The organism is Achromobacter sp. B7 (assembly GCF_003600685.1).
Classification (GTDB): domain Bacteria; phylum Pseudomonadota; class Gammaproteobacteria; order Burkholderiales; family Burkholderiaceae_B; genus Achromobacter; species Achromobacter spanius_B.
Genome location: NZ_CP032084.1, coordinates 4184173 through 4197625, shown reverse-complemented (window position 1 = coordinate 4197625; position 13453 = coordinate 4184173). Strand labels below are relative to the sequence as shown.

Here is a 13453-nt window from a genome sequence, read left to right as displayed (position 1 = left end):
GGCTTGAGAGGATAGAAAAAATCGTAGTTTTTCTGGACAGTGCGAGATGCTCACTGGTAGAGCAACCAAGCAGGGGTATGACACCCATCCAGTAGAGGCCGCCGCTCGGGCGGTTTTTATTTGCCTGGGAAATGTCGGCGGGTGCAACGCGCTGCCATTTTGGGCATGCCGGCGCTTTTTAAGGGGCCGACGGCAGGTGTCAGCCGATGAAATGCGACGGGGCTCCTAGGTGCTGATGAGCGGTCAGCTCTCCGCAGGTGACGAGGAGCATCCCGTCGTGCTGATCAAGCTGATCCTCAAGCTTCGTCCGCAGTAGCCGGCCGATACCAGACGCTGCATCGATCCTGGCCGCACTACCAAGTTCGGATGCAGCCCGACATCGAGACTTTACCCCAAGACCTATACGCCATCCTCCTGCGTAAAACTCGGAAAATCCGGGCGCCCGTCCTGGGTAAGGCGCGGAAGGAGCAGATGAGAAAGCGGCTACGCGATGCCCACCACCTCGTCTCACGAGGAAGCTCAGCTAGGACGGGTTCCGCAGATCCAATATTGCCCACCGAGTGGCAGCCACCCCAGATATCTTTCGATCCAGGACAGAGCCTTGAGCTTTGGGGGAATGAAGAGGCAGTATTCGAAAGTTCGGAGGTCCAAACCGGAGTTCTTAAAAAGCCCCTTCAGTTCCTGCGGCTTCAACAAGACTGCGTCTGCGTCGTAGATGCAATTGTTAACGATACGCCGGGTGATGGGGTTGTAGGGATTGTGTTCAAACACACAAAGAATGCCTCCGGGTCGCAATCTCTGCACCAGGCTTTCGGTCACCCGCTGCCGTTCCGCCGGGGGTATATGATGGAAGACACTGGCTACGAAAATCAAGTCATATGGCTCGCCATCGGTCTGGCCGGCTTCCAAAAAAAAGAAGTTGTCGGGGTGCTGCTCCCGAGCCATATCAAGGCTGAGCTCTGAAACGTCGGACCCATCAATTGCTGCTTTCGGGAAGGAGTCTCTTAGGAAGGGGATGTTGCGACCGATTCCGCAACCGTATTCCAGAATCCTCTGTGGTTCGGCTCCAAGCGATTTTTTTACAAGGTCGACTTTGTATCTAGCAAAATACTCATCGTCAGAAGAAAAAAATCCAAGGCTCTCTCTGAGCAATGCGTTGTAATTTTCTGTGTGTTCGTCGAAGTCTACTTTCCCGCCCATGCCAAGCTCCAAATTTTTCGTGGGGGTGATGGTACAAGAGTGAGCCGGCTTGTAGTAGTGTATTCGAACGGAATTTGCCCGGCATGCTGAATGTAGCCGATCGAATGGCACTTGCGGCAGGGCATTCGCGAAGCGCCGCACTGCCGCTTGCGCCCCCTCAATCAGGCATGTCCCTTGCTGCCCTCCCACAGCCGCGCATGTTGCGCGCCGCTGACCGGGAGGCTCACATGTATCAACCCAGATTGAAATTGAAAGCACTGCGTGACCAGGTGATCGTCATCACTGGCGCGGGCAGTGGTATTGGCGCGGCCACGGCCAGGATGGCTGCGAAGCAGGGCGCGAAAGTGGTTTTGGCGGGCAGGCAGGAAGAGGCGTTGACCCGCGTGGCGGACGATATCGTCCAGGCGGGTGGGGCGGCTATTACCGTGGTGGCCGATGTGGGGGTTGCCGAGGATCATGACCGTATCCTGGAACAGGCCGTGCAGCACTACGGGCGGGTGGACACCTGGGTCAACAACGCCGGCGTTTCCATCTTTGGTACGTTGGAACAGGTGCCGGTCGAGGATCAGCGCAAGCTGTTCGATACCGTCTATTGGGGCGTGGTGTACGGCTCGATGGCGGCGGTGCGGCACTTGAAGCAATCGGGCGGCGCCTTGATCAATGTGGGCAGCGAAGTGTCGGATCGCGCGGTGCCGCTGCAAGGCGCCTATTCCGCCGCCAAGCACGCGGTCAAGGGTTTTACCGATGCGCTGCGGATGGAGCTGCGCGAAAGCCAGGCGCCGGTATCTGTCACGTTGATCAAGCCGGCTTCTGTCGCAACCGGGTTTGCCGCGCACGCGCGCAACTACATGGATGTGCAGCCTAACCTGCCGCCGCCGGTATATGCCGCCGACACCGTTGCCGAAGCGATTTTGCACGCGGCGCAGTATCCGACCCGGGATCTTCACGTGGGCAGCGCGTCGCGCGCGATTTCGGCCTTGGGTCAGAATATGCCGACGCTGGCCGACCGTATGACAAGCTGGCTGTTCCGGCACCAGCGCGGAGACATGCCGGCGGGCGGCGGGTCGGACTCGCTGTACGAAGGGGGCGGCGAGCATCCCTCGACGCCGCTGCATCCGCGCCGGCACAGCGTGTACACGCAACTGGCGATGCACCAACGCACTGTTCTGCTTGCGGCGGTGGTGGCGGCGGGGCTGGCGCTTTGTCTGCCGCGTGGGCGGCGTTGACGCATGGGCTTGAAAGCTGTGCCGCGCGTAACTGCGCTGTAGGCCGTGGAGCGTCTCAGGTCGTGGCCCGGGCGAAGGTTTGGGAACTGCGGCCTGAGGCGCGGCCCGAGCGCGCCATACCCGGCGCGCCCCGCCCGGCACGCCACACCCGGCACGCCACACGGAGCACGCCACTTCCAGCGCACCGCACCCGGCTCACCATACCGGCGCGCCATACGCAGCAAGCCTTGCACGGCTTTCACCGCATTGCGTTGGACAGTCGAATACATCGCCGGCTACGCGGGCCGTCCGGCCAGACGTTGGAATTCCTCGGTGTCGTGCCCCGAAAACACGTCCACTTCGCCGCCTTTCGTGCGGATCAGTTCGCGCAGCCGATGCTGGTTACCCAGGCGCGCCGCGCGATCGTGGTCCAGCATGTGCTGATACATGCGCAGGCCGATGGGGCAACTCGGCCGGTCCAGCGCCATCTCGTTTGCGTGAAAGTATGCGTCGCCTGCCAGCAGCATCCAGCTGGCGCCTCGGTTGACGGCGATGCCCGCGTGACCCACGGTGTGGCCTCGCAGCGGAATCATTGCAATCTCGGCGGGCAAGCCTGCCAAGGGACGCGCCCGCTTGAAGCCGTACCAGGACTCGCCGGCGGCTTCGTCGTACACCTGCCAACGTTCGCGGGACGACCATTGTTGCGGCCGAAAACGCTGGCGGTCCATCCACGTGCCTTGCCGCTGCGCCACGTCGGCTTCGGCCCGCATCATGTGCACGGTCGCCTGCGGGAAATCGTCGAGTCCGCCTGCGTGGTCGAAGTCCAGATGCGTCAGGATGATGTGACGCACGTCCGATGCGGAAAATCCCAGCGCCTCGATCTGCCGTCGGGCCGTCATGGCGGCTTTCCATTCGGGCTTCACCAGGGCCAGAAAGAACGCGCTCAACCGGGGGCGCGGATGCGCCACGTCCTGCAAGCCCAGGCCAGTGTCCAACAGCGCCAACCCGCCCGAATCCAGTTCCAGCAATACGCAGTGGCAGCACAGGCGGCCGCGCGTGGCCAGCCACGATGACCGGCCATCCATCAGCCGGCCCCCAGCGGGGCAAGTTGAAATGCAGTTCAGGTGATGCACTTTCATGGAGGGGCCTCCTGATCTCAAACCGTCTCGGCGCGCGGCGGACGGACGGTGCCGCTGCGCGGGATCGGACCGCAAACCGCGTGCCGTGCAGGCGAGAGGGAAAGGCGGTGTCGGGCGACGCCTACAAAGCAGCCCTCCGAAGCGGGCCTGCGGAGCGGGCCTGCGGAGCGGCGCCGTCGGTCAATATTGCAAGCGACGTGTAGGGATCGCACCCGCGCGGGGATCGCACCCGCGCGCGCACGTCGCGACTGTTAAGCGGATAGGCACATGGCCGACTATTCAAATGGCGCACGTTCGCGCCCGATGCGCGCATCCGTGATGTGCCCCTTGCGGCATGGCGATTGCTGCGTGACGTTCGTTTATCCCGCGCGCAAGACGTCAGCGTGCGGGCAACCGAAACGGGGGAACGTGATGGACGAGCCGACACTTCAGACGCATCAGCCACAGCGGGCGAACCCCGCGCCACAGCCACAACTGTCGGAGCAACCGCAGCAACCGCAGCAACAGCAGCAGCAACAACCGCCGCAAACCACGCCATCCGCGCAACAAGATATCAACCCCGGCGATGACGCCGCGCCGGGCACGCCTGGGACCGGAGAAGTGGATTGCCCTGACTGCTCGGGAAGTGGTCAGCTGAACGACCGACCGTGCCAGACATGCGGCGGCACGGGCAAGGTTGTGAAGGCGGTGGGTGGTGCGTAGAACGGGTGGCTAACTCGCGGACGAGCCTTACAGCAAGCGCTCGTCCACCCCATTTCGCAGGTCGTACGGCGACCACAGGATGCGTCCGACGATGCGGACTTCGCAGCCGTCTTCTTTCTCAAGCGCAAAGGGCGCGTAGGCGGGGTTCAACGATTTTGCCAGCCAGCCACCCTCGCGTCCGCGCGCGATGCATTTGACGATCATCTTGCCGCCGTGGTTGATCGCGTAGACCGTGCGCGGGTCGATTTCGCGGGGGTCGATGATGGGGTCTTCGTAGAACAGCATCGGTCCGCCGTTTCGGATGACGGGCTCCATGCTGTCGCCTTGCGCATACACGATCTTCATGCGGCTGATGGGCAGCTTGAACGACTCCAGGAATGACCGGCGCAACAGGATCTCGCCGATCTCCGTCTCGTGGTAGTTCTCGATGCCAAGCCGGCCGGCGGCCAGGCGCACGTCCAGTTCGGGGACGGGCATGAATTCCTGATCGTTGGCGGAGTAGCCGGCGTTGGCGACGTGGCCGACATTGGCCGCCGTGCTGATGCGCAGCGCCTGCATGCGTTCGGCCTGATGCGTGGTGACGCCTTCGGGGTCCCAGGGGGCCGCCGAGATCGGCGCCATGGGAAACTCGTCCGCCACGCTGTCGATGCTGACGAGCGCACCGCGTTTAGGGCTTGTGTTCTTGCCCAGGCCCGCAGAACCCTTGGTCTTGACGCCCATCTGGCCCAGCGCCAATAGCAGCGCGCCTTCCAGCCGTTTGACCTGGTCATCCGCCAGCCCATGGATCAGCGATGCCGGCACGGATGGAAACGGCCATTGGGCGTCGGCTGTGGGGGCGGCAAGCGGGACGGCGGTCGACAGCGACGCGGCCTTTTTAGCTTCAGCTGCCAGACGAGGGCTGATTGCCGCCAGCGTGCAGCCGAACCCTTCGGCGTAGGCCATTGCCGCTTCGATCCCAATAGGACGGCGGCCGGTGATGTGTTGATAAATCATCGCCTGGCCGCCCTTCACGTGGTGGTCGCGAGCAAATGCCGCGCGGTTCACGCCTTCAAAGCGTGCGCGCAGGGCGGCGGCTTCCTCTTCGATAGTCCACATTTTCATATAGCAATGCTATGCAAATAAAACTATAGCATGGCTTGCTAATAAGCTGTAGCGTCGCTATAGTTTTGGTGATGAATCTACCTGATTATTTCAAGCAGGAAGGGGCGCTGACCGCTGCCATGTTCGCCCGGCTCGTGGGCGTGTCGCCCGCGCTGGTCTATCAGTGGCGCACCGGCCGCAGGCCCGTGCCGGTCAAGCACTGCGCCTTGATCGAACTCGCCACCGACGGCGCCGTCACCCGGCGCGACTTGCGCCCTTCCGATTGCACTCAAATCTGGCCGGAGCTGGCCGAAAGGATCACGGCGCAATGAACTATTACCCCCACCACATCGGCGACTTCAATAGCGCAACGCGGCATCTGACGCGCATCGAGCGCAGCGTCTATCGGGACTTGATCGAGCTTTACTACGACACCGAAGCGCCGCTATCGCAAGACATCGACAAGCTTTGCCGCTTGTTGATCGCCCGGTCCGACGACGAGCAGAACGCCGTGGTCCAGGTGCTGCACGAGTTCTTCGTGGAATCCGAGCAGGGCTGGCGACATGCTCGCTGTGACGCCGAGATTGCGCGTTATCACGGCAACAAGGAAGCCAAGTCGGCAGCCGGTAAAGCCAGCGCGGCCAAACGCGCTCGGCAGGCAGGCATGCCGGCAAGGCAAGCAGCGGATCAACAGCCGTTGAACATCCGTGCAACCAACCAGGAACCACAACCAGAACCACAACCAGAACCACAGCCAGAACGACCACAACCCGAATCGACAATCCCGAAAGCGGCCCCCATGCGCTCCGGCAAGCCCGCCTTCGATGCGGCCGAGTGTGCGTTGCCTGATTGGCTGGATCGGGCCGATTGGGCTTGCTGGGTGGCGGACCGCAAAGCGCGCAAGAAGCCGATCACCCAAGAGGCGGCGCGGCGCCAGCTGCAACAGCTTGCCGGCTACCGGGCCGAAGGCGTCGCGGCGCGCGACGTCATTGCCCACAGTATCGCCAGCGGCTACCTGGGCCTGTTTCCGCCGCGGTCGGCGGCCCGCGTCACGGCACCCCACCCATCGCGGCAGCGCGCGCAATGGTCGTCGGAATTGCGCAGCGTGCTGGCCGAGGGCCATGTCCGGGGCGAAATCGACATGGGGGTGATCGATGCCAGTCGTTGAATCGACGGTCGGACTGGGCGCGCTGGTCGTCAACGAAATGCACTTGCTGTATGGCGCCAAGTTCGCGCAGCAATGGGAAGGCCTGACGCCGCGCGAATTGAAAGACTCCTGGAACCAGAAGCTGGCCGGCCTGACCGAAGCGCAAGTGCGGCGCGGGCTTACCGCCTGCCTGACACGGGAATGGCCGCCGACGCTGCCGGAATTTCTGAAGCTTTGCTGCCCGTGGTTGATCCCCGAACTTGCCTATCACGAAGCGGTGCGCGGCGTGTCGGCGCGGCGTCGTGGCGAGGTGGGGGACTGGTCGCACCCGGCGGTGTATTGGGCGGCGGTGGGCGTCAGCACGGTTGACCTGTTGAACAGCAACTTTGGCGCAATCAAAGTCCGTTGGGAAAGAACGCTGTCCGAAGAGTTGGCAAAAGGTGCATGGCCCGACATCCCGGCACCGCGCGCGGCGTTGCCCGCGCCCGGACAGACGCTGGCCACGCGTGCCGAGGCCGAGGCCGCGCTGAGAAAAATGGGTGCGGGAAAAATGCTGGCAGCCCGCAGCCGGTCACATCGCGAGTGGATCGAACGCTGGGAGGCGCGCATCGCGTCCGGCGGGCATCCCACCAAGGCCATCGCCGACATGTTGATGCACGCCAGGCACACGGCCAAACCGGAGGGCACATGACGATGCGGCGCATGAATGATGGGCCAACGCGCGCGAACGGCGCGTCAGCTAAGGATCGCAAAGCACGGGCCGCAAAGCACGGATCGCAAAGTAAGGACCGCAAAGTAAGGACCGCAAAACAATGAAAATGAAAAATACACCGTCAGTACAAGCCGGCATGCCGCGTTGGGTGGAAGACGAAATTCATAACTGGGCCAGGTCGCAATGGGAAGGCGATTGGCCCGGCCCGCGCCGCATGTTGCACGAGACGCCCGACGTGTGCGAATTTCCGCCGCTGCCCGGTCACGACGATGACGACGAGCCACTGCGCATACCCGTGAACCATGAACGCGCGCGCCGCGTGCACGCCCTGTATGAAGCGTTGCCGCTTCTGGAACAGCGCGTGGTCCAGGCGGAATACACGCGCCGCGCCGACTACGGGGACCTGCCCGCGCATGGCCGTCAGGACAAGGCATGCCGCGTCATCGGCATCACGTTGCCGTACTACAAAGTGGCGCTGGGCAGCTTCAAGCAAGAAGTCTGGAGGGCGTTCCGATGAAATACGCACACGAAGTCATCGACCTGCTGGCCGCGTATCCCGGCCGCGAATTCAGAATGGCCGAGATCTTGCGGCACGTCAGCCGAGGCATGCCGTTGACGCCCGCCTCGCAAGAGGCAATGCGTCGCGGCGCGCGTCGTGTGCTGGACCATCTGTTAGACGCGGGGCATGTCCAGCGCTGCGGCGGCAACACCAAATCCGCCACGTATTCCTGGCAGCAATTGGGACATGCACTTCATAAAAACCATGCCCATTTGGGACCGGATTTGAGACAATAGCCGCGGGGCATTGCGCCCACACGAAATGCAGCCCGCCAACCGCTCCGGTTCGCGGGCTTTGTTTTTTTCCGGAACCAACAGTGACCGACATGACGCCTGAAGACGCAATCCTTACGCTGGTGACGGCCGCCGCGGGCGGCGTGCCGGTGTTTCTTTCCGACGATGCACCGTCTGTTCCGCCGCCGCCCTGTATCGCGCTGGCCGTACGCTGGGTGCAGGCCGGCCCCGCTGAAACCGGCCCGGTCGACGCCGACGGTAATCAGCTGGTGCGTGACCATCGCGATGCCACCGTCGAGCTGCGCAGCGTGGGCGCTGCCGCCTATCGCGCCCTGGACAAGTTGGGGCTGGCACTGCGCCATCCCCTTCACGAGGATCGCGCGGAAGCGCTGGGCCTGGCGGTGTTTCACGCCGGCCCCGTGCAGCGCGTGCCGCGCGACGGCAACGACGCCACCCCGGGCACGTCGAGCGAGCCGCGGGGCGCGCTTGACCTGGGCATTCGCTACGCGCAGACCTATACGGATGTTGTCGGCCTCATCGAAACGGTGACCGGCAACATCACGACCACGGGCGGGCTGCTGCCTTCTTTTACAACCTCATTTTCCGCGAAGACCGAAGCGACGAATTGACGTTCAAGGTCTTCTTAACGCTGTCCCCCGCCGCCCTTGGGCGGTTTTTTTTTGGAGCCGCAAATGGCAAAAATCGACCGGATCGTCAATGTGGCGATCTCGCTGAACACCACGGCGATCAAGGAGCAGAATTTCTCTGACATCCTGATCCTTGGCGCACACGCGCTGGCCGTCAACCGCGTCATGGCGGTGACCGAGGCAGGCGAGCTGCTGGACATGGGCATCGCCCCGAACGACCCGCTGTACATCGCGGTGCGCGACGCCTTCAAACAGATTCCGACGGTGGCTCGCGTCTTTGTCGGCCGCCGCCAGGTGGATGCATCGCGCATTGCCGTGACGCACGCCGCCGCGTCGGACTACGCCGTGTCGCTGTCCTGGCGTGACGCGAATGGCGCCGTGCAAAAGGTGGCTGCCAGCGTGCCGGGCGCCGCTGACAGCACGCCGCAGACGCTCGCGACGGCCCTCGCCGCCGCCATTGCCGAGACCGACGCACCGGTGACGGCCACCGCAACCGGCGCGGACGTTGCGGTGACCGCCGATGTGACCGGCCAGGCCGTCGCCATCGCCGTGACGGGCAACCTGGAATTGGCCGCGCCGGTCAGCACCGAAACGCCGTCGGCCGCACTGAACGCTTGCCTGCGCGAGAACGGCGACTGGTACGGCGTGTCGCTGGCCAGTCGTGTGGAAGCGGATGTGTTGGACGCCGCCGAATGGGTGGAATCGAACGAGCGCCTGTTCGGCGTATCCAGCGCGCAGGCGGGCATCATCGACGCAGCCGTGTCCAACGACATTGCGTCGCGCTGCCAGCAGAAGCAGTACTTCCGCACGCATGTGTGGTACCACGGCCAGGCCGATAGCGAAGCGCTGGACGCCGCCGTCGCCGCCAACCGCTTCACCTTCTATCCGGGGGGTGAAACCTGGGCCAACACGCGGCTTTCGGGCGTGACCTACGACAACCTGACCGAAGGCCAGGCGCTGGCCGCGCATGCGAAAAACGCCAACACGTTCGAGCAGATGCGCAACTTTGCCGTGACGCAAAACGGCAAGGTCGCCGCCGGCGAATGGATCGACGTGATCCGTGGCCGCGACTGGCTGGCCGAGCAGGTCAAGATCAACGTGGCATCGCAGCTGATCAACGCCAACGGCAAGGTGCCCTATACCGACGCGGGCATCCAGGTCCTGGTCAACGGCATCCGCCAGGCGCTGCTGCTGGGGCAGAGCCGTGGCTTGGTCGCGCCCGACGAAATCGATGACGCGGGCCGCAAGATTCCCGGCTTTGTCATCAACGTGCCGCGCGCGGCCAGCGTGTCGACCAACGACAAGGCCAACCGCGTTCTGCGCGACCTGAGCTTCAGCGCCCGCCTGGCCGGCGCCATCCATGTTGCCGAGATCAAGGGCAACCTCACCTACCAACAACTGTAATCGGGGCATATCCATGTCAGTCAAAACCTACGCACCCAACCAGGTCAAGATCGTGATGGGCGCGCTGCCCATTTCGGGCCTGGCCGAAGACACCTTTGTCACCGTGACGGAGATCGGCGAAGGCATCGCCTCGGTCGTCGGCGTCGACGGCGAGGTGGCGCGATCGATGTCGCGCGACTCGCGCCTGCGCATCACGTTGACGCTGATGCAGACCAGCGCCAGCAACGCCGCCTTGACCGCGCTGCACCAGGCCGACCGCGCCACCGAGGGCAACGGCGCGGTACCGATTTCCGTGACCGACCTGCGCGGCACGTCGCTGCACGCCTCGGATTCCGCGTGGATCGTCAAGATGCCCGACGCGGGCTACGGCGCCAAGGTCGGCAGCCGTGAATGGACGATCGAGACCGGCCCGGCCATTCACGTGATCGGGGGCAATACCTGATGAGCGCCATCAAGGAAGTGAGCATCGGATCGACCGTCTTTCGTATTTCTCGGTTTGATCCGTTTCGCCAGCTCAAGCTGTTGGGCGACCTGCAAAAAGAAGTGCTGCCGGCCGCCGGCTCGATGCTGACCTCGGTGTTCAGCGCGGACGGCGCCGGCGAAGGCCGCGACGAAAACGCGATGCTCAATGCGTTCCGGGAACTGTCGGCCAAGCTGGGCGGCGATGCGCTGGCCGGCTGGGCCGAGCGCTTGGTCGACCCGGAGCTGGTCAGCTTCGAACTGGCCGGCCGCGAGCCGCAGAAGCTGACGCCGGCGCACCGGGGGCTGGCGTTTGCGGACTATGCCGAGATCCTGGAGTTGCTGTTCCACATCCTTGAGCACAACTTCGCCGGCCCTTTGGCGCGTTGGGCCGGCCGCTTTGGTCCGGCCCGCGCGACGTTGGCGAGCCTGTCGGGCGGTTCGACGCAGGCTTCGAACGAGAGCTGATCATCTGGCGGCCCATCCTGGCCCGCCATGTCAGCCTGGACGCCGTCAAGCGCGGCGACGTCGATCTGCTGGACATCCTGAAGCTCAACGCGCTGATGGATGCCCAGCAGGCCGCGCAGGCCGCGGCAGATAACAAGGCGAGGTAACGATGATCGTTGTACGAGAGGTGGTGACGCTGCTGCGCTACCAGGTGGATCAATCCGGGTTGCTGGCCTATCGGCAGGCGTTCGAGTCGACGTTGCAGGCCATGGTGGGCGCCAGCGTCAGGGCGGGCGCCGCGATGCGCCTGGCGCTGGCGGATGTGCTGCCCGGCGTGGCGAACACGCCGCAAGCGAAGGCAGGGCCGTCGGCAAGCGCGCGGACGCCCGGCGCGTTAATGACGATTGCGCAGATGGCCGTTGCGCAGATGACGGTTGGCCAGATGGCAAGCCAGCGAACGGCGAATGGTCAAACCGCAAATGGTCAAACTGCTAATGGCCAAACCGCAAGCGCCTCGGTCGGCCCCCGGCCTCAAAGCACTCCGGCAGCCCGCCAGCACGCGGGGGCGTTGGGCGGCCTGCGCGGTGTCATCCAGCTGACGCTGGGCGCGTCGCCGTTCAAGCGCGTCCTTGGCGACATCGACGCGTGGGTGCAGATCCAGGCGCGTTTGCTACAGGCAGCGGGGTCTGAGGGGAATGCAGGGCAAGCCGACCGCGACCTTGCCCGCGTGTCACGCACCAGTGGCACGCCGTATGCCGACAACGTCGACACGTACGCACGCTCGGCGCTAACGTTGCAAGACCATGGGCGCACGCGGCAGGAAGCCACCGGCATCACGGAAGCCGTGGCCTTGAGCATGCGGCTGTCGCAGACGCCGGCCCAGAACCGCGACGGCATCGTCACGGCACTGACGAATATGGTCGAGCAAGGCCGGTTGGACCTGGGGCAATTCAACACCTTGCCCCAGCGCATGCAGGACGCGTTGGCCACGGGGCTGAATCTAAGCCGTGGCCAATTGCGTGATCAAGTGCAGGGCGGCCTGGTTACGACGGACCGGGCGTTGCCGGCATTGCAATCGCAATTGCCGGCCATGCGCACCGAAGCCGAGGCTGCGCCCGCGTCCATCACGGCAGCAATGACGGTGTTTAACGACGCCATGCAGCGCTACCTGGGCCAGGCGCTGCCGGCGGGCCGCGGCGTGTTGAACGGCGTAGCCACGTCGATCCTGTTTCTGGCCGACCACATCGACGCGGTCGTCAAGCTGCTTGCCCTGACAGGCGCCAGCATCGGGCTGGTCTCGTTGGGCAACGGGCTGCGGCGGGCCAGGGCGGTGGCGGGCGGCCTGTTTCAATCGCTGATCGCTGCCACGCGCGCCGCCCTGGGGTTGGATGCCGCGATGGCGATGCGCAGTGGCCCGGCGGGCGCCATGCAGATGCTCTCTGTGTGGACCCGGTCGATAGCGCCCATGCTGCGCATGGCGGCGGTGTTGACCACGATCTATCTGATCGGCGAAGACATCGCCAACTGGATGGCCGGGGGCGAGTCCGTCTTGGGCGGCTGGATCGGCGGTGTGGAGGAATGGCAGGACGAGCTTGATGCCGTGTCGTCCGTGCTGACGTTTGTGAAGGACCTGCTGGGCGGTGCGGGCGAGGCGCTGGGGCCGTGGATCCAGCGCTTCGGATCGATTGCCGTGATGGTCTACGGCCTGTGGCAGATCCTGTCGCCCGTCGGCGGATTCCTGCTGAACCTGGCAAGGGTCGTGGTCCCCATGTTGTGGAACGCGTTTGCCATGACACCGATCGGCCGGATCATTTCGCTGATCGGCATGCTGGCCGTCGCGCTGTGGCAAATCTGGGAAAACTGGGACGCCATCAAGGCGTACATCTCGGCATCCTGGGATGCGCTGATGGCGATGGCCATGGATTCGTTCCTGGGACCGGTCATCGAATACATCCGGGCCATCTGGAAATTCTGGAGCGGTCTGGTCAGCGGCGTGATCGCGGCGTTTACCGGTGACTGGGACGGGGCTATCGCGCATTGGGCGGGCGCCTTCAACGGCCTGTGGACGTTTTTCTCGGACATGGGCGGCCGCATGGTCGCCACCGTCAAGGAGATCGGCCGCGCCATCCAGACCTGGGTGATCGACAAGGCGCGTGCGGCAAAGGACTGGCTCAAGAGCTTGCTGCCTGGCCAGTCAGGCCCCGACGCCGGCGACCAGGCGTCGGTAATGGACGGGTGGTCGCCGGACGCGGCGCCGAATTGGTTGACGACGGCAAGCAGCGCAGCGGGGCTGGTCGTGCCGCCTGTGTCCGTGATCGGTCCTGTGCCGATGCGCGTCGGCGCCCCATTCAGCTTCCAAAGCAGCAACAACTTCGTCGTCAACGTGGCGTCCGGCGATCCTCTAGTGGTGAAAAAAGCGGTTGCCGATGCCGTGAGCCAGGGGCAGCAACGCGGTCTTCAAAGCCTGCCGCACTGGTACGACCTGACGCCCGGCGTCGAAAGCCCCGGATAGGAGCCCT

The 13453-nt window shown here is 64.2% G+C and carries 15 protein-coding genes; 12 read left to right on the top strand and 3 right to left on the bottom strand.

From position 1 onward, the window contains the following. Positions 1-519 precede the first annotated feature (519 nt). Positions 520-1200, bottom strand: a complete 681-nt coding sequence (locus tag DVB37_RS18935; protein WP_120156437.1) for a trans-aconitate 2-methyltransferase — start codon at positions 1198-1200, stop codon at positions 520-522. Positions 1201-1427: 227 nt separating this feature from the next. Between DVB37_RS18935 and DVB37_RS18930 the strand changes: the two genes are divergently transcribed. Further along, the gene (locus tag DVB37_RS18930) at positions 1428-2426 is read left to right on the top strand and encodes an SDR family oxidoreductase (protein WP_104144036.1); all 999 of its coding nucleotides are present in this window, start codon (positions 1428-1430) and stop codon (positions 2424-2426) included. A gap of 275 nt (positions 2427-2701) precedes the next feature. Here the strand turns inward: DVB37_RS18930 and DVB37_RS18925 are convergent, their stop codons facing one another. Then, on the bottom strand, positions 2702-3544 hold the full coding sequence (locus DVB37_RS18925; protein WP_046805992.1) for an MBL fold metallo-hydrolase: 843 nt from the start codon (positions 3542-3544) through the stop codon (positions 2702-2704). Positions 3545-3811: 267 nt separating this feature from the next. Between DVB37_RS18925 and DVB37_RS18920 the strand changes: the two genes are divergently transcribed. Next, positions 3812-4246 carry a hypothetical protein gene (locus DVB37_RS18920; RefSeq protein WP_120156436.1) on the top strand — a complete coding sequence of 145 codons (435 nt, stop codon included), beginning with the start codon at positions 3812-3814 and terminating at the stop codon, positions 4244-4246. Positions 4247-4273: 27 nt separating this feature from the next. On the opposite strand, the gene DVB37_RS18915 is transcribed toward DVB37_RS18920, so the two are convergent. Continuing rightward, positions 4274-5347: a S24 family peptidase gene (locus tag DVB37_RS18915; RefSeq protein ID WP_120156435.1), complete on the bottom strand. Its 1074-nt coding sequence runs from the start codon at positions 5345-5347 to the stop codon at positions 4274-4276. Between the two features lie 71 nt (positions 5348-5418). Between DVB37_RS18915 and DVB37_RS18910 the strand changes: the two genes are divergently transcribed. From DVB37_RS18910 to DVB37_RS18860, 10 genes are all read left to right on the top strand, one after another. Then, complete coding sequence (locus DVB37_RS18910) at positions 5419-5658, top strand: YdaS family helix-turn-helix protein (protein WP_104144033.1); 240 nt, start codon at positions 5419-5421, stop codon at positions 5656-5658. After that, positions 5655-6494 (top strand): YdaU family protein, encoded by an 840-nt coding sequence (locus DVB37_RS18905; RefSeq protein ID WP_120156434.1) that lies wholly within the window; start codon positions 5655-5657, stop codon positions 6492-6494. Before DVB37_RS18910 ends, DVB37_RS18905 begins: the two co-directional genes overlap by 4 nt. After that, a complete protein-coding gene (locus DVB37_RS18900; RefSeq protein ID WP_046805988.1) occupies positions 6481-7164 on the top strand; it encodes a hypothetical protein in 684 nt (227 codons plus the stop codon). Before DVB37_RS18905 ends, DVB37_RS18900 begins: the two co-directional genes overlap by 14 nt. A 121-nt stretch (positions 7165-7285) precedes the next feature. After that, positions 7286-7702, top strand: a complete 417-nt coding sequence (locus DVB37_RS18895) for a hypothetical protein (RefSeq protein ID WP_240433928.1) — start codon at positions 7286-7288, stop codon at positions 7700-7702. Continuing rightward, on the top strand, positions 7699-7980 hold the full coding sequence (locus tag DVB37_RS18890) for a hypothetical protein (RefSeq protein ID WP_046805986.1): 282 nt from the start codon (positions 7699-7701) through the stop codon (positions 7978-7980). Before DVB37_RS18895 ends, DVB37_RS18890 begins: the two co-directional genes overlap by 4 nt. 89 nt (positions 7981-8069) lie before the next feature. Next, on the top strand, positions 8070-8606 hold the full coding sequence (locus tag DVB37_RS18885) for a hypothetical protein (protein WP_120157572.1): 537 nt from the start codon (positions 8070-8072) through the stop codon (positions 8604-8606). A 63-nt stretch (positions 8607-8669) separates the two neighbouring features. Next, positions 8670-10028: a DUF3383 family protein gene (locus tag DVB37_RS18880; RefSeq protein WP_120156433.1), complete on the top strand. Its 1359-nt coding sequence runs from the start codon at positions 8670-8672 to the stop codon at positions 10026-10028. 13 nt (positions 10029-10041) lie between these two features. Further along, positions 10042-10470 carry a phage protein gene (locus DVB37_RS18875; protein ID WP_046805984.1) on the top strand — a complete coding sequence of 143 codons (429 nt, stop codon included), beginning with the start codon at positions 10042-10044 and terminating at the stop codon, positions 10468-10470. Next, complete coding sequence (locus tag DVB37_RS18870) at positions 10470-10955, top strand: phage tail assembly chaperone (RefSeq protein ID WP_046805983.1); 486 nt, start codon at positions 10470-10472, stop codon at positions 10953-10955. Before DVB37_RS18875 ends, DVB37_RS18870 begins: the two co-directional genes overlap by 1 nt. Before the next feature lie 148 nt (positions 10956-11103). Next, entirely contained in the window at positions 11104-13446 is a 2343-nt protein-coding gene (locus tag DVB37_RS18860; protein WP_120156432.1) for a tape measure protein, read from the top strand. The last annotated feature ends 7 nt before the right edge of the window (positions 13447-13453 follow it).

Excerpts from the sequence above, each read along its gene's own strand:
- DVB37_RS18915 (WP_120156435.1), bottom strand. The coding sequence starts at position 5,347 with ATGAAAATGTGGACTATCGAAGAGGAAGCCGCCGCCCTGCGCGCACGC.
- DVB37_RS18890 (WP_046805986.1), top strand. The coding sequence starts at position 7,699 with ATGAAATACGCACACGAAGTCATCGACCTGCTGGCCGCGTATCCCGGC.
- DVB37_RS18905 (WP_120156434.1), top strand. The coding sequence starts at position 5,655 with ATGAACTATTACCCCCACCACATCGGCGACTTCAATAGCGCAACGCGG.
- DVB37_RS18930 (WP_104144036.1), top strand. The coding sequence starts at position 1,428 with ATGTATCAACCCAGATTGAAATTGAAAGCACTGCGTGACCAGGTGATC.
- DVB37_RS18935 (WP_120156437.1), bottom strand. The coding sequence starts at position 1,200 with ATGGGCGGGAAAGTAGACTTCGACGAACACACAGAAAATTACAACGCA.
- DVB37_RS18895 (WP_240433928.1), top strand. The coding sequence starts at position 7,286 with ATGAAAATGAAAAATACACCGTCAGTACAAGCCGGCATGCCGCGTTGG.
- DVB37_RS18920 (WP_120156436.1), top strand. The coding sequence starts at position 3,812 with ATGGCCGACTATTCAAATGGCGCACGTTCGCGCCCGATGCGCGCATCC.
- DVB37_RS18860 (WP_120156432.1), top strand. The coding sequence starts at position 11,104 with ATGATCGTTGTACGAGAGGTGGTGACGCTGCTGCGCTACCAGGTGGAT.
- DVB37_RS18900 (WP_046805988.1), top strand. The coding sequence starts at position 6,481 with ATGCCAGTCGTTGAATCGACGGTCGGACTGGGCGCGCTGGTCGTCAAC.
- DVB37_RS18925 (WP_046805992.1), bottom strand. The coding sequence starts at position 3,544 with ATGAAAGTGCATCACCTGAACTGCATTTCAACTTGCCCCGCTGGGGGC.
- DVB37_RS18870 (WP_046805983.1), top strand. The coding sequence starts at position 10,470 with ATGAGCGCCATCAAGGAAGTGAGCATCGGATCGACCGTCTTTCGTATT.
- DVB37_RS18875 (WP_046805984.1), top strand. The coding sequence starts at position 10,042 with ATGTCAGTCAAAACCTACGCACCCAACCAGGTCAAGATCGTGATGGGC.
- DVB37_RS18880 (WP_120156433.1), top strand. The coding sequence starts at position 8,670 with ATGGCAAAAATCGACCGGATCGTCAATGTGGCGATCTCGCTGAACACC.
- DVB37_RS18885 (WP_120157572.1), top strand. The coding sequence starts at position 8,070 with ATGACGCCTGAAGACGCAATCCTTACGCTGGTGACGGCCGCCGCGGGC.
- DVB37_RS18910 (WP_104144033.1), top strand. The coding sequence starts at position 5,419 with ATGAATCTACCTGATTATTTCAAGCAGGAAGGGGCGCTGACCGCTGCC.